The 19,267-nt window shown below is 60.2% G+C and carries 18 protein-coding genes and 1 pseudogene; 10 read left to right on the top strand and 9 right to left on the bottom strand.

All coding sequences use genetic code 11. The features are described from left to right. Positions 1-9 precede the first annotated feature (9 nt). From PFEN_RS06495 to norR, 5 genes are all read right to left on the bottom strand, one after another. Positions 10-762 (bottom strand): YkgJ family cysteine cluster protein, encoded by a 753-nt coding sequence (locus tag PFEN_RS06495; protein WP_191486090.1) that lies wholly within the window; start codon positions 760-762, stop codon positions 10-12. A gap of 97 nt (positions 763-859) precedes the next feature. Next, entirely contained in the window at positions 860-1,183 is a 324-nt protein-coding gene (locus PFEN_RS06490) for a hypothetical protein (RefSeq protein ID WP_191486089.1), read from the bottom strand. A gap of 36 nt (positions 1,184-1,219) precedes the next feature. Then, positions 1,220-1,711: a GNAT family N-acetyltransferase gene (locus PFEN_RS06485; RefSeq protein WP_191486088.1), complete on the bottom strand. Its 492-nt coding sequence runs from the start codon at positions 1,709-1,711 to the stop codon at positions 1,220-1,222. Position 1,712: 1 nt separating this feature from the next. Then, positions 1,713-2,615 (bottom strand): chemotaxis protein CheV, encoded by a 903-nt coding sequence (locus PFEN_RS06480; protein ID WP_191486087.1) that lies wholly within the window; start codon positions 2,613-2,615, stop codon positions 1,713-1,715. 154 nt (positions 2,616-2,769) lie between these two features. Further along, the gene (gene norR / locus PFEN_RS06475) at positions 2,770-4,320 is read right to left on the bottom strand and encodes a nitric oxide reductase transcriptional regulator NorR (protein ID WP_191486086.1); all 1,551 of its coding nucleotides are present in this window, start codon (positions 4,318-4,320) and stop codon (positions 2,770-2,772) included. Between the two features lie 155 nt (positions 4,321-4,475). Between norR and hmpA the strand changes: the two genes are divergently transcribed. The 9 genes and pseudogenes from hmpA (at position 4,476) to PFEN_RS31340 (ending at position 13,938) form a co-directional block, all read left to right on the top strand. Beyond that, the gene (gene hmpA / locus PFEN_RS06470; RefSeq protein WP_191486085.1) at positions 4,476-5,657 is read left to right on the top strand and encodes an NO-inducible flavohemoprotein; all 1,182 of its coding nucleotides are present in this window, start codon (positions 4,476-4,478) and stop codon (positions 5,655-5,657) included. A 343-nt stretch (positions 5,658-6,000) separates the two neighbouring features. Then, the gene (locus tag PFEN_RS06465) at positions 6,001-6,510 is read left to right on the top strand and encodes a disulfide bond formation protein B (protein WP_191486084.1); all 510 of its coding nucleotides are present in this window, start codon (positions 6,001-6,003) and stop codon (positions 6,508-6,510) included. A 793-nt stretch (positions 6,511-7,303) separates the two neighbouring features. Beyond that, entirely contained in the window at positions 7,304-8,242 is a 939-nt protein-coding gene (gene cyoA, locus PFEN_RS06460) for a ubiquinol oxidase subunit II (protein WP_191486413.1), read from the top strand. 3 nt (positions 8,243-8,245) lie between these two features. Then, positions 8,246-10,264 (top strand): cytochrome o ubiquinol oxidase subunit I, encoded by a 2,019-nt coding sequence (cyoB, locus tag PFEN_RS06455; RefSeq protein WP_191486083.1) that lies wholly within the window; start codon positions 8,246-8,248, stop codon positions 10,262-10,264. A 3-nt stretch (positions 10,265-10,267) separates the two neighbouring features. Then, a complete protein-coding gene (gene cyoC / locus PFEN_RS06450; RefSeq protein WP_191486082.1) occupies positions 10,268-10,894 on the top strand; it encodes a cytochrome o ubiquinol oxidase subunit III in 627 nt (208 codons plus the stop codon). After that, positions 10,895-11,224, top strand: coding sequence for a cytochrome o ubiquinol oxidase subunit IV (gene cyoD, locus PFEN_RS06445; protein WP_191486081.1), 330 nt, complete (start codon positions 10,895-10,897; stop codon positions 11,222-11,224). 10 nt (positions 11,225-11,234) lie between these two features. Continuing rightward, entirely contained in the window at positions 11,235-12,122 is an 888-nt protein-coding gene (cyoE, locus tag PFEN_RS06440; protein ID WP_191486080.1) for a heme o synthase, read from the top strand. A gap of 190 nt (positions 12,123-12,312) precedes the next feature. Further along, positions 12,313-13,083: pseudogene (locus PFEN_RS31345) on the top strand (MCP four helix bundle domain-containing protein); the annotation flags it as partial. Beyond that, positions 13,075-13,938 (top strand): methyl-accepting chemotaxis protein, encoded by an 864-nt coding sequence (locus PFEN_RS31340; RefSeq protein WP_412071405.1) that lies wholly within the window; start codon positions 13,075-13,077, stop codon positions 13,936-13,938. The pseudogene PFEN_RS31345 and the gene PFEN_RS31340, both read left to right, overlap by 9 nt. A gap of 7 nt (positions 13,939-13,945) precedes the next feature. Here the strand turns inward: PFEN_RS31340 and PFEN_RS06430 are convergent, their stop codons facing one another. Both PFEN_RS06430 and PFEN_RS06425 read right to left on the bottom strand, forming a co-directional pair. After that, on the bottom strand, positions 13,946-14,530 hold the full coding sequence (locus PFEN_RS06430; protein ID WP_191486078.1) for a DedA family protein: 585 nt from the start codon (positions 14,528-14,530) through the stop codon (positions 13,946-13,948). Between the two features lie 75 nt (positions 14,531-14,605). After that, positions 14,606-15,511, bottom strand: a complete 906-nt coding sequence (locus PFEN_RS06425; RefSeq protein WP_191486077.1) for a LysR family transcriptional regulator — start codon at positions 15,509-15,511, stop codon at positions 14,606-14,608. Positions 15,512-15,613: 102 nt separating this feature from the next. Here PFEN_RS06425 and PFEN_RS06420 point away from each other — a divergent pair, with 102 nt between their 5' ends. Further along, complete coding sequence (locus tag PFEN_RS06420) at positions 15,614-16,849, top strand: acetylornithine transaminase (RefSeq protein WP_191486076.1); 1,236 nt, start codon at positions 15,614-15,616, stop codon at positions 16,847-16,849. Positions 16,850-17,039: 190 nt separating this feature from the next. Here the strand turns inward: PFEN_RS06420 and PFEN_RS06415 are convergent, their stop codons facing one another. Both PFEN_RS06415 and PFEN_RS06410 read right to left on the bottom strand, forming a co-directional pair. Then, a complete protein-coding gene (locus PFEN_RS06415) occupies positions 17,040-18,053 on the bottom strand; it encodes a sensor domain-containing diguanylate cyclase (RefSeq protein ID WP_191486075.1) in 1,014 nt (337 codons plus the stop codon). Positions 18,054-18,348: 295 nt separating this feature from the next. Beyond that, positions 18,349-19,053: a hypothetical protein gene (locus PFEN_RS06410; protein ID WP_191486074.1), complete on the bottom strand. Its 705-nt coding sequence runs from the start codon at positions 19,051-19,053 to the stop codon at positions 18,349-18,351. Positions 19,054-19,267 lie beyond the last annotated feature (214 nt).

Raw genomic sequence — 19,267 nt, 5'->3', positions numbered from 1 at the left:
CACACACGCTTAGCTCGCCTGCAAGGCGATAAAGGCATAGGTGCTCGCCGCTTCGCTGACCACTCGCGCGCCCGCCGCCCGCAGTTGCTCGGCGATGGCCGGGCTGGAGACATGAAAGCTCCACTCGTTCGGTGCCGGCCAGTGGGTCAGCTGTTGTACCTGGTCAATCGTCTCGGCGAAGGCCGGCATCTGCGGCAGGTAGGCGGTGAAACCATCGCCCTTGAGCGCTGCGGTATGAATCCCCAGTCGCGCGCAGATCACTTCCTTGGCCTGGATATCGTCGCGATCGGCCTGGCGCGAGGCCTCGATCAGTCGTGCCAGTTCCGGGTCCTGCAACTGCCCACCAACGATCAACAGCGGTTGCGTATCCTGCCAGGCCTCTGGCGGACAACCCTTGGTCTCGGGGCGCAACGGAATATGTGGATTGATTTCCATCGGATAGATCCGGCACACCAGCGGTCGCCGTTGATAGATCCGGCAGAGCAGGTTTTCGTCAAGATTCCGGCAGGGACCGACGTTGTAGGCGGCAAAGGTGATGGCGACGCGGGCTTCGATGTGGCCGCTGGGCACACCCCAGGAGCGGCGCAGCAGGTGATCGCGTTGCTGTTCCGGCTGGCCCGGGCCATCCGCTAGAAACGCCTCGACCAGGATGATCACCTGGCCGCCGTCGGCCGCCCATTGCCGGGCTTCGGCCAGTGTCAGGGGCACATGGTGATCGGTGCAGCAGTTGCCACAACCGACGCAGGAAAAATGGGTATTCATGAGTGGGCCGACCGAAAGACAAGGGCAGGGACGGTGACGTAATTCCGTTTTGTTTCGCCGTGCGAGCTTTGCTCAAAGCAAGTTATGCGCCAGCCACTCAGTTGCTGCGGGCAGGCATGACCGAGTCCCACTCGGTGATGGCGGCCGTCTTGCTCTTCTTGTTGTACAGGCACAGCTCCGTACCCGCCTGGTTTTTCATGTGCGCCTGCGGATAGCGACCGTGCAGCAGCAGCGCGGTGTAACCGATCTTGTCGTCAAACTGCGCCGGGTTGCCCACGGGCTTGACGTTTTTCAGTTTGCTGGCCTTGGTGCAACTGGCAACCACGGCCTTGTTGTAGCTCGCCCAGGCATCGGGGCTGGCAGCCTGGGCCTGGCTGGCCAGGGCGACGAGGCTGATGAAGAGCAGGGTGAAGGTTTTCATGACGGGTCTCCTTCAAGGGCGGCGGGCAAAGGGCGATTATGCCTGAGCCGGGCTGACTTCATAGCGCTCGATAAAGCGCATGCCGACGCGTTCGTATAAGCGCCTGGCGGCAAGATTGTTTTCCATGACCTTGAGGTCGACGAAGGCTTCACCCCGGGAGGCGAACACCTTGAAGGCCTGGCGTAGCAGGGCCAGGCCGAGGCCCTGGTGGCGTCGGCGCGGATGCACCACCAGGTCCTTGATATAGGCGCTGGTCCAGCACAGGGCAACGCCCGCCACGCCGTGCTCGTCGAGGGCGATCAGGCACAGCGAGGGATCGTATTCGGCGTCCTTCGTGAAACGCTGGCGCCAGTCGGCGAACTCTTCGACACTGCCGCCACCATCCTTGTAGCCCAGCTTCAGCAAGGCGTGCACTGGTCCCATCAGGTCCGCGCGCAACACGCCCACGCGGATGCCCACCGGCCATTGGGGGATATCCAGCAAGTCGTCGAGGTCCTTGCGCAGCAACTGGCAGTGACGGTCCGGCATTTCAGATCCCTTGGGCCGCGACGGTCCTGGCCGCCTGGATCAGGCACTTGGTCAGTTCCGGTGAGGAAAACTTGGTCAGTACCGCATTGGCCCCGGCCAGCCGCGCCTTCTCACTGTTCATGGCGCTGTCCAGCGAGGTGTGCAAGAGGATGTAGAGGTCCTGGAAATCCGGGGTTTCGCGCACTGTGCGGGTGAAGGCGTAGCCGTCCATTTCAGACATCTCGATGTCCGAGACCACCACGTTGATCTGATCGGCGGTACCTTGCAGGTCCAACAGGCAACCGATGGCGTCCTTGGCGCTGCGCGCGGTGTGGCAGGTCAGGCCAAGGTTGCGCAGGGTGTGCACCGACTGCTGCAGGGCCACCTGGCTGTCGTCGACCACCAGGATGCGTGCATGACCGAGGATTTCCGCTTCTTCCATGCTCAACTCGGTCGGCGCGACTTCGATTTGCGCCGGTGCGATGCAGTGGATGACTTTTTCGATATCCAGCACCTGCACCAGCTTCCCGTCGACCTGGGTCACCCCGGTGATAAAAGCCTTGGGGCCGCCGGAGCCGTAGGGCGGAGGGCGGATATCGGTGGTCAGGCAATGGACGATCTTGCTCACCGCCTGGACATGCAGGCCCTGTTTGGAACGGCTGACGTCGGTGACGATCAGGCAACCGCCGTCCGGGTCCACCAGGGGCTGTTCGCCGATGGCGCGGCTCAGGTCGATCACCGACAGCGACGCGCCGCGCAGGGTGGCGATGCCTTTGACGTGGGGGTGGGAGTCCGGCAGCTTGGTCAGCGGCGGGCAGGGGATGATTTCACTGACTTTCAGCAGGTTGATCGCCATCAGCTTGCCGCTGCGCAAGGTAAAAAGCAGAAGTGACAGCGAGTCTGCGCGGGCTTTGTTGGAAGACATAAAAACCTTCTGTGGAAAAGGTGGTCCGGAACAGATTAACCCCGAACGGCTACCGATAGATGGGTTATCGACCCGAGAGGGGCGGGCTTTAGTTGAATATCTTGTGGGAGCTCCGCTCCCACAGAGAAGCGCTGTCCGCTTGAGCTTCATTTTGTCACTTCAAGCCCAGGCGCTTGGCCATCCGTCCAAGGTTCGCCCGGTCCAGACCCAGCTCCCGGGCGGCGCTGGCCCAGTTGTGCTGGTGTTTTTCCAGGCAGTTGCTGATCAGTTGCCGCTGGTAGTTTTCCGTGGCCTGGCGCAGATCGACCCCGCTCTCGAGGGGCGGCGCAGCGATGCCTGGCGCGACCGGGGACTGTGCCGCGGCTGTCGGCAGGTCGAGGTCGGCGGCGCTCAGACTGAGGATTTTCGGCCGCTCGCGGCAATTGCCCAAGGCTTTCAAGGCGCTGCGCCCGATCAGGTGTTCCAGCTCGCGCACGTTACCCGGCCAGTTGTACGCCAGCAGCGCCGCCTGGGCGTCCGGGCTCAGGCGCAAACTACCCAGACCCATGCGGGAGCGGTTCTGCTCAAGGAAAAAGCCGCTTAATAGCAACACATCGCGACCGCGTTCACGCAGTGCCGGCACCTGTAGCGGATAGACACTCAGGCGATGGTAGAAGTCGGCTCGATAGCGCCGGCTACGCACCTCCTCCGCCAGGTCGCGGTTGGTTGCGGCGATCAGCCGCACATCTACCTGATGCTCGCGGTCCGAGCCCAGCCGCTGTAGTTGACCGCTTTGTAGCACTCGCAGCAATTTGGCCTGGACGGTCAGCGACAGCTCGCCGACCTCATCGAGAAACAGCGTGCCGCCATTGGCCAGTTCGAACTTGCCGCGGCGATCGCTCACCGCGCCGGTGAAGGCGCCGCGCACGTGACCGAACAGTTCGCTTTCCACCAGGGTATCCGGCAGGGCGGCACAGTTGAGGCTGATGATGGGCTTTTCCGCGCGCGGCGAGGCGGCATGGATCGCCTGGGCCACCAGTTCCTTGCCCACTCCGGTTTCCCCGGTGATCAGCACCGTCAGGTCGCTGCCACCGACCAGATCAATCTCTTCCAGCAGGCGCTTGTGGACTTTGCTTTGGCCAATCATTTCGCGATTCTGCGTGCCGTTGGCCTGGCGATAGAGCTCGGCGCGCTGGTGTTCGTCCTCGGCGCGCGAGGCCAGGCGCTCGATGCGCTCGGCGGCATTGACCGTGGCTGCGGCCAGGCTGGCGAAGGCTTGCAGGGCATCGAGCTCGATCTGTTCGAAGCACTCCGGGTCAAGGGCGTCGAGCGTCAGCAGGCCCCAGGGGCGTTCGTCGATAAACAGCGGGCAGCCCAGGCAGTCATGGACTTTCAAGAGACCGCTCAAACCATCCACCAGGCCGTCGTAAGGGTCCGGCAGATCGGTGTCGCTGTCGAAGCGGGTCGGCCCGTGGCTGCCGAGCAGGATCTGGAAGCGCGGATGTTCGCTGACCTTGAAGCGTCGCCCGAGGGTATCGGTGCTCAGGCCGTCGACGGCCAGCGGTACCAGCCATTCGCCGTCCAGGCGCAGCAGCGCGGCGGCATCACAGGGTAGCAAGGCGCGCATGGCCTCGAGCAGGCGCCGATAGCGTTCGCTTTCGGGCAGTTCCCGTGAGAGATCCGATACCAGCGGCAGCAGGGTTGTCAGCAGGAGCTTTGCAGTCATATTGACTCCTATGGTGTCAGGATGACTATAAAGTGGCTTTGGTCTTTTTGACTAATTTTATTTCAACTATATGATTTATAACGTTTTTTATTGTGGCATGAAGTGTGACTGGTAAAGGTTGATTCAGCTGAAGCCTCAAACCCAGGAGTTGACCCATGCTTAGCGTTCAAGACCGTGCCATCGTCAAATCGACTGTTCCACTGCTGGAAAGCGGCGGGGAGGCACTGATCACTCACTTCTATCGGATGATGTTGTCCGAGTACCCGGAGGTGCGCCCACTATTCAACCAGGCCCACCAGTCCAGCGGCGACCAGCCCCGGGCCCTGGCCAACGGCGTATTGATGTACGCCCGGCATATCGACCAGCTCGACCAGTTGGGCGACCTGGTAGCCAAGATCATCAACAAGCACGTTGCGTTGCAGATCCTCCCGGAGCATTACCCGATCGTCGGCAGTTGCCTGCTGCGGGCCATCCACGAAGTGCTCGGCGAAGAGATCGCCACGCCTGAGGTGATGAGTGCCTGGGGCGCGGCCTACAATCAGTTGGCCGATATCCTGATCGGTGCCGAAGCGGCGATCTACGACGAGAAAGCCCTGGCGCCCGGCGGCTGGCGTGGCGCGCGCGAATTCAAGGTCGTGGCCAAGGTCGAGGAAAGCCAGGAAATCACTTCGTTCTACTTCGAACCGGTGGACGGCCAACCGATCCTGGCGTTCATACCTGGACAGTACATCGGCCTGAAGCTGGTCATCGACGGTGAAGAAGTGCGGCGCAATTACTCGCTCTCGGCGCTGGCGAAGGATGGGCAGTATCGGATCAGTGTCAAACGTGAGGTGGGCGGGCGAGTGTCGAACTACCTGCATGACCAATTGGCCATCGGCGCGACCCTGGAGCTGTTCCCGCCAGCAGGTGAGTTCACCCTGGCGGCCAGCGACAAGCCACTGGTATTGATCAGTGGTGGAGTCGGTATCACGCCGACCTTGCCAATGCTCGAAATGGCCTTGGCGAGCGAGCGGCCGGTGCATTTCATCCATTGTGCCCGCAATGGCCAGGTGCATGCTTTCCGTGACTGGGTCGATGGCCTGGCCGCGCGTCATCCACAGCTCAAGCGCTTCTATTGCTATGACGAGGATGACGGCGTGAGTCCGCCGGCGGACACGGTCGGGTTGTTGAGCCAGGCGCAGTTGGGCGAGTGGTTGCCGCTGGAGCGTGACCTGGATGCCTATTTCCTCGGGCCCAAGGGGTTCATGGGCGCGGTCAAGCGTCACTTGAAAGCCCTGGGCGTGCCGGAGCAGCAGAGTCGTTATGAGTTCTTCGGCCCGGCCGCGGTCCTGGAGTAATCCACCCTGCAGCCGTGGCGGGCGCATTCGCCACGGCTGTCGGGATCATGGCATCACGGAAATCCCTGGAGCGTTAATCCCGCTTTAATCGGCTTGTCGTTAATTCGCCGATCATTGTCGGCGATCCTGTGGTGGTTCACCCATACTCCCGCGGACACTGGCGTGGTGTGTTCAATACGCTCAACGGTCGTGGTCAGCGTGTAGACTTGCGGGGCTGAAATATCCTCCGGGTTGAAACGGCCGGATTGCGAGCGATGGGCCTATCGGATACAACCTCGGTTCGATGTCGCAGCACTGTACGCGGCGTTCCGGCCGATCCAACAACGAGTCTAAGGGAAACAGGATGACTGACGAAATGATGCGGCTGGGACGGGAAAAGCGCTTCCTGGTCCTGCTCGGGGTGATCTGCCTCGCCTTGATCGGCGGTGCTTTGTACATGCAGGTGGTGCTCGGTGAAATGCCTTGCCCGTTGTGTATCCTGCAGCGCTACGCCTTGCTGTTCATTGCGCTCTTCGCCTTTGTCGGCGCGGCCATGAGGACCACGCGCAGCCTCACGGTGCTGGAAGTGCTGGTGTGGCTCAGTGCCGTCGGCGGCGTCATTGCGGCGGGTCGGCACGTCTATATCCAGGCCAACCCGGCAGTGAGCTGCGGCCTCGATGTGCTGCAGCCGATCGTCGATGGCCTGCCCCTGGCATCGATCTTTCCGCTGGGCTTCCAGGTCGAGGGTTTCTGCGAAACACCGTATCCGCCGATGCTGGGCCTGTCCCTGGCGCAATGGGCGCTGCTGGCCTTCGTACTGACGGTGCTGCTGGTGCCAGTGGGTATCTACCGTAATCGCCGCAAAGGCCGCTGACTCCCCGCGTTTACCCTTGCGAAAACGCCCCGATCCTTCAATAAGGTCGGGGCGTTTTTGTGTTCGCCAACCGCGCAAATCGCGCCTTGATGGCGGACAAGAAATGGAGCTAAAAAAGTGCGACATATTGTCACGTCGATGCGGTCGCACTCGTGGTTTCTGACCGGGATGTCATCTTCTGGTTGACAGTCGTTCTCGAAAAAGTTCCCCGCCCCGCCCTGCGTTTCGACCGCGCGCGGCAGGCCCTCAGGCGCCCCCGGATGCCCGCTCGATCGCCCGTCATACTTGGGCCAGAGCCTCTTTCATAAGATCCTGGAAGAGGATTCCGGAGCGGATCAGCTGTCCGATAAAAGACAGGATCATGGCTTTTTATGGAGAATGAGACGCGATACGATCAAGGATCGTTGCGAAAATTGTTAATGATTGTTGCTCGATTTGATAAAAAATATTTCAGGATGAGACGTGGTTTATAAAACGCGACCTAACTACAATCGCCGCACTGAATGTCCGGCGCCGCTCTGCCTGAGCGCAATAGGGCGGTCGAAGGGCGTTATGCGCCCCTGCTGCCGGCAATCTTTTCAAGTATCCGCACCAAATGGAATTGGTCTGTAACAAGGCCTATGACCCACGAAATAGAATAAGAACTCACGCTCGTTCCAGAGGTGTCAATCAAACGATTGGTGCGACGGACAGGCCCTTATTCAATCGGAAAAAAATTGCCAACCCTTGGCAGGGTGAAGTGTTGGCTATCGAAACCCAACTGCATTGCGCAAGCTGCTTTAGAGGTCGTGAGATGAGTAAAACAAGGTATCCCAGATTCTTAGGCTTATTGCCACTGCTCGGCACGCTGTTGCTGGGAGGGTGCAACATGACCTTGCTCGATCCGAAGGGTCAAGTGGGCCTGGACGAACGTAACCTGATCATCACCGCTACGCTGCTGATGCTGTTGGTCGTGGTGCCGGTCATCCTGATGACCTTTGCCTTCGCCTGGAAATACCGCGCGTCGAACAAAAACGCCACCTACGCGCCGAAATGGAACCACTCGACCAAGATCGAAATCGTGGTCTGGGCCGTTCCGGCAATCATTATCCTGTTCCTGGGCATCGTCACCTACAAGTCGACCCACGCGCTGGACCCTTATCGTCCGCTGGAATCCAACGTCAAGCCGATCAACGTCGAAGTGGTCGCGATGGACTGGAAGTGGCTGTTCATCTACCCGGAACAGGGTATCGCCACCGTCAACAAGCTGGTCTTCCCGGCCAATACGCCGGTGAACTTCAAGATCACCTCCGACACTGTGATGAACTCGTTCTTCATCCCGGGCCTGGGCGGCCAGATCTACGCGATGGCCGGCATGCAGACCAAGCTGCACCTGATCTCCAACGAGAATCATGAGTACGAAGGGATTTCCGCCAACTACAGCGGCGCCGGCTTCACCGGCATGAAATTCAAAGCGACCGCAACCAGCCAGGCGGATTTCGATGCCTGGGTAGCTGAGGTCAAGAAGGCACCTAAACAGCTTGAACAAGCTGAATACGCAGCCCTTTCCAAGCCGAGCCAGAACAATCCGGTCGAACTTTATTCCGCCGTTACGCCGAACCTGTTCCAGACCATCGTCGACAAGTACGAAGGTATGAAACCAGGCAAGCCGGTCGAGCACGAGAAGAAAGAAGTCGCCGCATCGGAAGGAATGGACATGAGTTCGCATTCAGCTGCCGGGGCAGAGGAGTAAACGATGTTTGGTAAATTAAGTTGGGAAGCGGTCCCGTTCCACGAGCCGATCGTCATGGTGACCATTGCCATGATCGCGCTCGGTGGTCTGGCGGTCGTTGCGGGTATTACCTACTTCAAGAAGTGGACCTATCTCTGGACCGAGTGGTTGACTTCGGTCGACCACAAGAAAATCGGCGTGATGTACATCGTCGTCGCCATGATCATGCTGCTGCGCGGTTTTGCCGATGCCATCATGATGCGTTCCCAGCTGGCCATGGCCACCGAGGGTTCGCCGGGCTACCTGCCGCCCGAACACTATGACCAGATCTTCACCGCCCACGGTGTGATCATGATCATCTTCATGGCGATGCCATTCTTCACCGGCCTGATGAACGTCGTCGTGCCGCTGCAGATCGGTGCTCGCGACGTCGCCTATCCGTTCCTTAACTCCCTGAGCTTCTGGCTGTTGGTTTCTGGTGTCGTGCTGGTGAACGTATCCCTCGGTGTCGGCGAGTTCGCACGGACCGGTTGGGTTGCCTATCCGCCGCTGTCGGAACTGGGTTACAGCCCGGGCGTGGGTGTGGACTACTACATTTGGGCGCTGCAGCTATCCGGACTGGGGACAACGCTAACAGGCGTCAACTTCCTGGCCACCGTGCTGAAAATGCGTACCCCTGGCATGAAGATGATGGACATGCCGATCTTCACCTGGACCTGCACCTGGGCCAACGTGTTGATCGTGGCCTCGTTCCCTATCCTGACCGCTACACTCGCGTTGCTGACACTTGACCGCTACATGGATTTCCACATTTTCACCAATGAGCTGGGTGGAAATCCGATGATGTACGTCAACCTGTTCTGGGCCTGGGGTCACCCCGAGGTGTACATCCTGATCCTGCCGGCGTTCGGGGTCTTCTCCGAAGTCATCTCGACTTTCTCCGGCAAGAAACTGTTCGGCCACCACTCGATGATCTACGCCAGTGGCGCGATCTCGGTGCTGGGCTTCATGGTTTGGCTGCACCACTTCTTCACCATGGGTTCGGGTGCCAACGTCAACGCCTTCTTCGGCCTGGCGACCATGTTGATCTCGATTCCGACCGGGGTGAAGCTGTTCAACTGGCTGTTCACCATTTATCAGGGCCGCCTGCGTTTTACCAGTCAGGTGATGTGGACCCTGGGCTTCATGGTTACCTTCGCCATCGGTGGCATGACCGGCGTCCTGCTGGCCATCCCGGGTGCCGACTTCGTGCTGCACAACAGCCTGTTCGTGATCGCCCACTTCCATAACGTGATCATCGGCGGCGCCGTGTTCGGCTACATTGCCGGTTTCAGCTTCTGGTTCCCGAAAGCATTCGGCTTCAAACTGCACGACGGTTGGGGCAAGGCCGCATTCTGGTTCTGGATCTCGGGCTTCTTCGTTGCGTTCATGCCGCTGTACGCCTTGGGCTTCATGGGTATGACCCGTCGCCTGAACTCCACCACCAACCCGGACTGGACGCCTTATCTGCACGTGGCTTTCTACGGCGCGATACTGATCGCCGTGGGTATTGCCTGTCAGTTGATCCAGATCTATGTCAGCGTGCGTGATCGCAAGCAGAACCTGGACGTGACCGGCGACCCATGGAACGGCCATACCCTGGAATGGTCGACCTCTTCGCCGCCACCGTTCTACAACTTCGCCGAGCTGCCGAAAGCCGACGAGGTGGACGCGTTCACCGAAGCCAAGGAAAACGGTACGGCTTACTCGGTGCCCAAGCGCTACCAGCCGATCCACATGCCAAACAACACCGCGACCGGCGTGATCATGGGGGCTTTGCTGACCGTGTTCGGCTTCGCGATGATCTGGCACATCTGGTGGATGGCCATCGCTGGCCTGGCCGGTACCGTGATCTATTTCATCATCCATATCGCGCGTGATGATCAGGGTTACATGGTGCCAGTGGACGTTATCGAGCGTATCGAAGCCGAGCAGCACAAGGTGCTGGCGGCAGCGAAAGTGACTCCTGCCACCCGTGTTGAATCTTCGCTGGAACAGGCTTAAACCATGTCGAACTTAGTGACCAATGCTGGACACGCCCATGGTCATGACCATGGGCACGATGACCATCACCACGATTCGAGCGAGATAACCGTCTTCGGTTTCTGGCTCTACCTGATGACCGACTGCATCCTGTTTGCGTCGATCTTCGCAGCGTACGCGGTACTGGTTAACAACGTAGCGGGTGGCCCGTCGGGCCACGACATCTTCGAACTGCCCTACGTGCTGGGTGAAACCGCCTGCCTGTTGCTCAGTTCGATCACCTATGGCTTCGCCATGCTGGCGGTGTTCAAGGGTAAGAAAAGTCAGGTCCTGTTCTGGTTGGCGATCACCTTCCTGTTCGGCCTGGGCTTCATCGGCATGGAACTCAACGAGTTCCACAAGCTGATCGAAGAAGGCTACGGTCCTAACCGCAGCGGCTTCCTTTCCGGGTTCTTCACCCTGGTCGGGACCCACGGTCTGCACGTCACCAGCGGTCTGATCTGGATGGCGGTGATGATGTACCAGGTCTGGAAAAACGGCCTGACGCCAAGCAACACCACCCGTCTGAGCTGCCTGAGCCTGTTCTGGCACTTCCTGGACGTCGTGTGGATCTGCGTATTCACCGTTGTTTACCTGATGGGGACTCTGTAAATGGCTAATGCACACCATTCCAGTGATGCCAACCACGGCAGCGTGAAGTCCTACATGGTCGGCTTTGTCCTGTCGATCATCCTGACGATCATTCCGTTCGGCCTGGTGATGTACCCGTCGCTGCCGAAGGCTGCCACCCTGTGGATCGTCCTGATCTTCGCGGTAATCCAGGTGCTGGTGCACCTGGTGTACTTCCTGCACCTGGACCGTTCCGCGGCGCAACGTAACAACGTGGTTGCGTTTATCTTCGCGGCGCTGGTCATTGTCCTGCTGGTGGGCCTGTCGCTGTGGATCATGTTCAGCATCCACACCGTCATGATGGCGAAGTGAGGTAGACCCGATGTCGCTCAAGCACTTTATCCAAATCACCAAACCGGGGATCATTTTCGGTAACGTGCTTTCTGTGGCGGGTGGCTTCTTCCTGGCCTCCAAGGGGCATGTCGATCTGGCCATCTTCCTGGCGGCCATGATCGGCACTTCGCTGGTGGTGGCGTCCGGTTGCGTGTTCAACAACTGCATCGACCGTGACATCGACCTGAAGATGGAACGCACCAAGAACCGGGTGCTGGTCCAGGGCCTGATATCCCTGAAACTGGCCCTGGTCTATGCGAGCATCCTCGGGATCGCTGGCGTGGCCTTGCTGTACCGCGTCGCCAACCCATTGGCGGCGCTGTTCGCGGTGATCGGCTTTGTCATCTACGTCGGCTTCTACAGCCTGTACTTCAAGCGCAAGTCGGTCCATGGCACGCTGATCGGCAGTCTGTCGGGGGCGATGCCACCGGTGATCGGCTACGTGGCGGTGAGTAACAGCTTCGACATGGCTGCCCTGACACTGCTGGTGATGTTCAGCTTGTGGCAGATGCCGCATTCCTACGCGATCGCGATCTTCCGCTTCAACGATTACCTGGCCGCATCGATTCCGGTGTTGCCGGTGAAGCGCGGGATCCTGGTGGCCAAGAAGCACATCCTGCTCTACATCCTGGCTTTCCTCGGCGCGACGTTGATGTTGACGTTCAGTGGTTATGCCGGCATGAGCTACCTTGCCGTGGCCGCGGCCATGGGCATGTACTGGTTGTACATGGCCTGGACCGGTTACAAGGCAGTGGATGACACGGTCTGGGCACGCAAGCTGTTCGTGTTCTCGATCTTCACCATCACCGCCCTGAGCGTGATGATGTCCCTGGACTTCAAGGTGCCGAGCGAGTTGTTGCTGACTTACGCGCGCTGAGTTCAACCGCTGTTGAAAAAGCCCCGCCTTCGGAAGAAGCGCGGGGTTTTTTTTCCATTGACGCCCACCACGCGATGTCGGTTATCGGGCAATTATTCAAGTTGTCATACAACGTGCCGATAGACTGCCAACTCTGGAGCTACGCGCCGAGGGTCGCTGACCTGAAGCCATAACAAAAAAGGCGGTCATCATGTTTCTTCGTCAACTGAATATCGCGCCTCGCGCGGCGCTGGGTTTCGCCTTGATCGCCGTATTGGTGGCCTGGCTCGGGGTGTTCGCCCTGGGCCAGATGTCGAACATTCGCGACGGCGAGCTGGCGGTGGAAACCCAATGGCTGCCGAGCATTCGCGGGGGTGACGAGATCCGCGAGATCATGTTGCGCATCCGTACCATCTCCCTGCGCATGGCCCTGGACCAGGACCCGAAGAACATCTCGGTATACCGCGGTCAGATGGACGTGCGCGACAAGGAGTTGAGCGAGCGGATCGCCGCTTACGACAAACTGGTCACCACCCCCGAGGCCAGAGTGTTGTATGACCAGTTCAAGACAACCTTCACCGCTTACCGTGCCGGTATTGCCCAATCCTTCACCCTGGCCGAGCAGGGGCGGCGCGACGAACTGATCAAGCTGCTGCTGGTGGACATGAAGACCGTGGTGGACGGTTCCGGCAAGCAACTGAGCGACCTGGCCGATCTCTTTAGCAAGCAGGTGGCGGCCGAGAGCCAGAAGTCCGAAGAGCATTACAGCAACTCGCGGATGATCGTGATCCTGTTTATTGTCCTGGCGGCCCTGGCCACCGTGGGCCTGGCGATGCTGCTGACGCGCAGTATCGTCAAGCCCCTGGGGCAGGCCCTGAGTGCGGCGCAGCATGTGGCGCGTGGTGACCTGACTCAACACATCGAGAGCCGTGGTAACGATGAGGTGAGTCACTTGCTCGAAGCCCTGGCCACCATGCAGCAGACCTTGCGCGACACCTTGCAGGGCATCAGCGGTTCGGCGACCACGCTGGCCACGGCGGCGGACGATCTGAATACGGTCACCCTGAGCAGCAACGAGGGCCTGCAACAGCAGAACCACGAAATCGAACAGGCGGCCACGGCGGTCAACGAAATGACCACGGCAGTGGAAGAGGTGGCCCGCAATGCCGTGTCCACTTCCGATGCCACACGTCAATCCAGCGAGTCGGCCCGGCTCGGCCAGGAACGGGTGAGTGAAACCGTTGGCGCGATCAGCGCCCTGTCCGGGGATGTCGAGCGCACCGGAGAACTGGTGCGTTCGCTGGCCGATCAATCGCAGGGCATCGGCAAGGTGCTGGAAGTGATCCGGGCCATTGCCGAGCAGACCAATCTGCTGGCGCTCAATGCCGCCATCGAAGCGGCCCGTGCCGGTGAGAGCGGCCGCGGCTTTGCCGTGGTGGCCGATGAGGTGCGGGCCCTGGCCCATCGCACGCAGCAGTCGACCCAGGAGATCGAACAGATGGTTTCCGGCATGCGCAGCGGTTCGACCCTGGCCCTGGAGTCCATGCACGCCAGCACCGCCCGTGCCGCCAGCACCCTGGCGCTGGCCGAACGCGCGGGCGAGGCGCTGTTGACCATTACGGCCTCGGTGCATGAAATCCACGAGCGCAACCTGGTGATTGCCAGCGCGGCGGAAGAGCAGGCCCAGGTTGCCAGGGAAGTCGACCGTAACCTGGTGAATATTCGCGACCTGTCGCTACGTTCGGCGACCGGGGCCGATCAGACCAGCGCCGCCAGCCATGAATTGTCGCGGCTGGCGAACTCGCTGCAGGGGATGGTCGGGCGGTTCCGGGTCTGAACCCGGCTCAAGCCTTGTGACGTGCCTTCGCCTTGGCCCGCAGATGTCGCGCCAGGGCGATCCCCCCGGCGATGATCAGCACACCGACCGCGATGGGCAGTCGATAGGGTTTGAGGTCGCCGAGCAGGCTTTCGAGAAACTGTCCGGCCCAGTAGCCGGCGCTGGCAAACAGCGTGGCCCAGACCAGCGCCCCGAGCAGATTCATCAGGCTGAAACGCAGTGGTGACAGCCGGCTGGCACCGATCACCATCGGGCCCACCAGGCGCATGCCATAGAGGAAGCGCACGGCAAAGATCGAGGTCAGGGGGTGACGGTGAATCAATCCCGTCACCCGTTCTATGGCTGCTTGCTGACGGTGCAGGCGCGGTAGCAGGCGGGCGCCGAAATAACGCCCGGTCCAGAACAGCGCCTGGTCTCCCAGCATTCCGCCGAGGCAGGCCCAGAAGATCACCTGTGACAGGTGCAGGACCTGCTGGTGGGCCGCCACTCCGCCCAGGATCAGGATGGTTTCCCCTTCCAGCAGACAGCCGATGAATACCGCCAGATAGCCGTAGTTGGCGAGCAGATAGTTGAAGTCGATGTGTTCGAACATGGGCGCTCGCAGGTTTGTGTCGCGGGATGTGATAGGAGGTCTGACTGTTTGTTGCGCCAGGCATTCCCGATTTCGTCAACGTTTGCCCCATTGCCGCAGCGCAAATTCGACGAAACAGCGCAGCTTGGGTAGCCGGTAACGGTCCTGGGCGTACATCAGGTTCATCGGGCGGGAGGGTAGCTTGTAAGTCTGCAGGATCGGCACCAGCCGCCCGTTCCGCAGGTCGTCATGCAGCAGCGCGTCGGGCAGCATCACGATGCCCATGCCGGTCAGCGCGGCCTGATACAGTCCGGCGGAACTGTTGATCGTCATCGGCCCGCTCACCGGGACCAGGATTTCCCCCTTCGGCCCGGTCAGGCTCCAGAGTTTTTCCGCCGAGCGCCAGTCATCCCCGGCGGGATAGGCGAAGGCCAGGCAATGATGATGGCTCAGATCCGCCGGCACCTGTGGTGTGCCATGGCGTTCGAGGTACTCGGGCGATGCGCAGATCGTCAGCGTGTAATCCTCCAGCGGTCGGGCAATCAGGTTCGACGGTTCGTTATTACCCAGGCGAATCGCGACATCGAAACCATTCTCGATCAGATCCATCCGACCGTTGCTCAGCACCACATCCAGTTTGATCTGTGGATAAAGCCGCGAGAAGCCACTCAAGGCCGGTGCCAGGCTTTCCGAGCCGAAGGTCAGGGGCGCGGTGATCCGCAGGGTGCCGCTGGGGTCGCCGAGGGCCTGCTCGGCCAGACGCTCGGAGTCGGCCACCAGCCCCAGCACTTCAAGGCAACGCTGATAGTAAGTCACGCCAAACTCGGTCAGGCGCTGGCGGCGCGTGGTGCGCTTGAGCAGGCTGACACCGAGCCGTTGTTCCAGCGCCCGTAAGTGATTGCCGACCATGGTCGTGGACATTTCGCACGCCTGTGCGGCAGCGGTCATGCTGCCGCTCTCTACCACCTTCACGTATACCGACATTGCCTGGAAAAGGTCCATTATCAAGCCCAGCTTTAAAATGTTTAAACCAGGTCGGTGTTTATCCAACTCAGGTGGTTAACGATACTGCAAAAACCACCACGATGCTTGGAGCACGATGCCATGACCGCCGCTAGCCTGATGACCACCTATCAACCGCTGGAACTGGGTTTCGTCAAGGGACTGGGTACTCGGTTGTGGGACCGCGAAGGGCGCGAGTACCTGGATGCGGTGGCCGGCGTGGCGGTAACCAATGTCGGTCATTCCCATCCGCGCCTGGTGAGTGCCATCTGTGAGCAGGCCGGCCTGCTGTTGCACACCTCCAACCTCTATAGCATCGACTGGCAGCAGCGGCTGGCCGAGCGTTTGACCCAGCTGTCGGGCATGGATCGGGCCTTCTTCAACAACTCCGGCGCCGAGGCCAATGAAACGGCACTGAAGCTGGCGCGGCTGCATGCCTGGCACAAAGGTATTGAGAAACCCTTGGTGGTGGTCATGGAGAACGCTTTTCATGGGCGCACCCTGGGCACCTTGTCCGCCAGCGATGGCCCGGCGGTGCGGTTGGGCTTTCATGAGCTGCCGGGGGACTTCATCAAGGTGCCGTACGGCGACCTGGCGCTGCTGCACAGCATCGCCCGCAGTCACGGTCAGCGGATCTGCGCGGTATTGATGGAGCCGATCCAGGGTGAAAGCGGTGTGCAACTGCCGCCACCGGGCTACCTGAAAGCCGTGCGGGACCTTTGCAAGCGGCGTTCCTGGTTGCTGATGCTCGACGAAATCCAGACCGGCATCGGCCGCACTGGCCAGTGGTTCGCGTTCCAGCATGAGGGCATTGTCCCGGACGTGATGACCCTGGCCAAGGGCTTGGGCAATGGTATTCCCATTGGGGCCTGCCTGGCGCGGGGCAAGGCGGCCGAACTGTTCACCCCGGGCAGCCATGGCAGCACCTTTGGCGGTAACCCGCTGGCCTGTCGGGCCGGCTGCACCGTGCTCGACATCATCGAGGAGCAGGGCCTGCTCGCCAATGCCCGGGAGCAGGGCGGGCGCTTGCTGGCACGGCTACGGGCGGAATTGAGCGACTGCCCGCAGGTCATGGCGATACGCGGGCAAGGCTTGATGATCGGTATCGAGCTCCACCAACCGGTGCGCGACCTGGCCCTGATCGCGGCCCGGGACCAGGGTTTGCTGATCAATGTGACCCGGGGCAAGATCATCCGCCTGTTGCCGCCGCTGATCCTGGATGAGCAGGAGGTCGAAATGATTGTGAAGGGCGTGTGCGAGGTGTTGCAGCCGGAAAAAACCAAGGTAATGGCGAAAGGCTTACACGGCGTGCCTGCAATCGCCTCTATGAGCGTTTGAGTGGCGGCCTTAATCTAACCCCATCACTGCTGCGCAAGGATGTGCACAGGATCAGGGATGATCGACCATCGCCAGGACGGCAGCCGACAGGACGTTGGAATGGTCAAAAGAAAACCCCGCTTCGGCGGGGTTTTCTGTTGCGCGCGATTAAAGCTGGCGATACCTGGTCATGGCCCGGGTGAATACCGCTTCAGTTGGAAATCACATTCTTGCCGGCGCCCTTGGCGCGATACAGGGCCTGATCGGCCCGGCCCATCAATCCCTCCATGGGCTCGTCGGCGCAACGTTCCACCACGCCAAAACTCACCGTCAGCGAACTCAGGCCCAGAGGTCTGCATTGCCGTAGGCTCTCGCGCATCTTCTGCGCCAGGTGCATGGCGACGACCATCGGGCTGTCGGGTAGCACAATCATGAACTCGTCGCCGCCCCAGCGCGCCAGCAGATCGCTGTCGCGCAGGCAGTCCTGAAGCGTCTGCGCCACCTCGACCAGCACGGCGTCGCCGCCTTGATGTCCGTGTTGGTCATTGATGCGTTTGAAGTCATCGATATCCATGGCAATCAGCGACAGCGCCTGACGAAAGCGCCCGGCGCGCTGACACTCACCGGAGAGGATCTTTTCCAGGCGATACCGATTGGCGACCCCGGTCAGCGAATCGCTTTCGGCCAGGCGGCGATTTTCCTCGAGTTGGGCCTGCAACTGCCGATTGACCCGGGACAACTCGGCCGTCCGCTCGGCGACAATGGCCTCGAAGGATTGGGTGCGCACTTGCAGTTGTTCGAGCAGGCGCCGTTGGTCCTCGAGACTGCGGTGAGCACCGATCATCCGGGCGACCGAGCCATCGGGGTTGCGGGCGATCACATAGCCGCGGTCTTCGATCAGAATGTAGTGGCCGCTGCGTGTCCGGCAACGGTACTCGGCGTGATAGCCCAGGGTGCGTTCGTTCAGGTGGTCATCGAAATGCGCCATCACCTGCGGGTAGTCGTCGGGATGAATCACGCTCTCCCAGGTGAAGACGGTGTTTGGCAGGGTATTAGGGGAGTAGCCGAGCATTTCGTACCAGCCGGGGCTGCGGTAGACCAGGCCGGTGTTGGCATTCCAGTCCCAGACGCCATCGCTGACCAGTTCGAGGATCGCATGCACGACGTCGTCGTTGATGTCACCGAGCGGGGTGTTCCAGGGACCGTTTTTAGGTGTATCGACCATCACTGCTCACTCCTTTGGCATTGATTGCGCTGTCACGGGCCAAAAGCTGGGACGCGAGGGTCTATGGCGCAGTAATAATGTAGTGCTTGTAGTAGGAAATATAGAAGTACGCTGTTCGGGAGTCCGTAAAAAAGAGACCGCTACCTGAGCGGTTTCTTTTTGCCAGTCAGTTTCAACCCGGTGTCGGATCAAAAAAGGCAAGCCCATTCCCAAGGTCATCCTCATCGCGGCTGACTTCGAAATACACCTGCCCTTTTGCCCTTTCTCGCCGCCATGCCGATTCAGCGGCGGACCGTCACTGCTGGACGACACTGTACCCGGCGAACGCCGTCTGCTGCTGAATCGCCGTGACGATATTCTGACGGGTGGCCGGCTGCTCGTTGCCCTCGTTATCGACAAAGGTTTCGCTGAGCAACTCGGCCAGGTCGCCGTGCCCGGCAAAGGCAAAGCCGAGGAATTCGAACGCCTCGCGATCGGCATTGGCCTTGGTGCGCGGTGTGCGCAACGGGAAGTTGACGCTGGCGTCGTCCTTGCTGATGACGAACACCGGCGCTTCCTTCTTGGCGCGGGTGGTCTTGCCCTTGCCGGCCCCGGGGTTGCTCAGCGCCTGGTGAGTCTGGTTCAGCACCTTGAGCGCCAGGCCATAAACCAGTTCCTGGAACGCCAGGTCATCCTTGTAGCTGGACAGGATCCGGGTGATCGGGAATTTCGTGCTCAAGTCTTCCAGGGCCGCGATGTCGGCGGCTTCGGCGTCCTTGAGTTGCTTGAGCTGGCCCATGAGTTCGTAGGCTTTGTCATCGTCGAAACGGTCGTGCGCCTGGCGGATCGCCACGCGCAGCTCGCGAATCTGGTCGCTTTCTTTCGAGGTGTGAAAGGCGTCGAGGACCATCTCGCTGATGCTCTTGGCCTGGGGCACATGCTGGGAAAGATGGATGGCGTTTTCGTATTCGCGTTTGGCGGACAAGGAGGTTACGGCTTCATCGGTATGGGAATCAGGCATCGAAATTTCGCTATTTCACGGTCATTTAACTGGGGTGAGGCTGGAAATGCCCGGGGCATTTCAGGGCGCCTAATCTATTGGACCCACGCGCCATTGTCACGGCTCAACCGGTCGACGGTATGGGTTGTTGGAAATTTGCTAATAAAATTAATGGCTTGAGTTATATCGTCAAATTATTGGCTTGCGCTAAATTTTTTCTAATAAAAAACTATTG

The sequence above is a fragment of the Pseudomonas sp. FEN genome (assembly GCF_904067045.1).
GTDB lineage: Bacteria > Pseudomonadota > Gammaproteobacteria > Pseudomonadales > Pseudomonadaceae > Aquipseudomonas.
The sequence above is the reverse complement of the archived record's forward strand: the minus strand, read 5'-3'. Positions and strand labels throughout refer to the sequence as shown.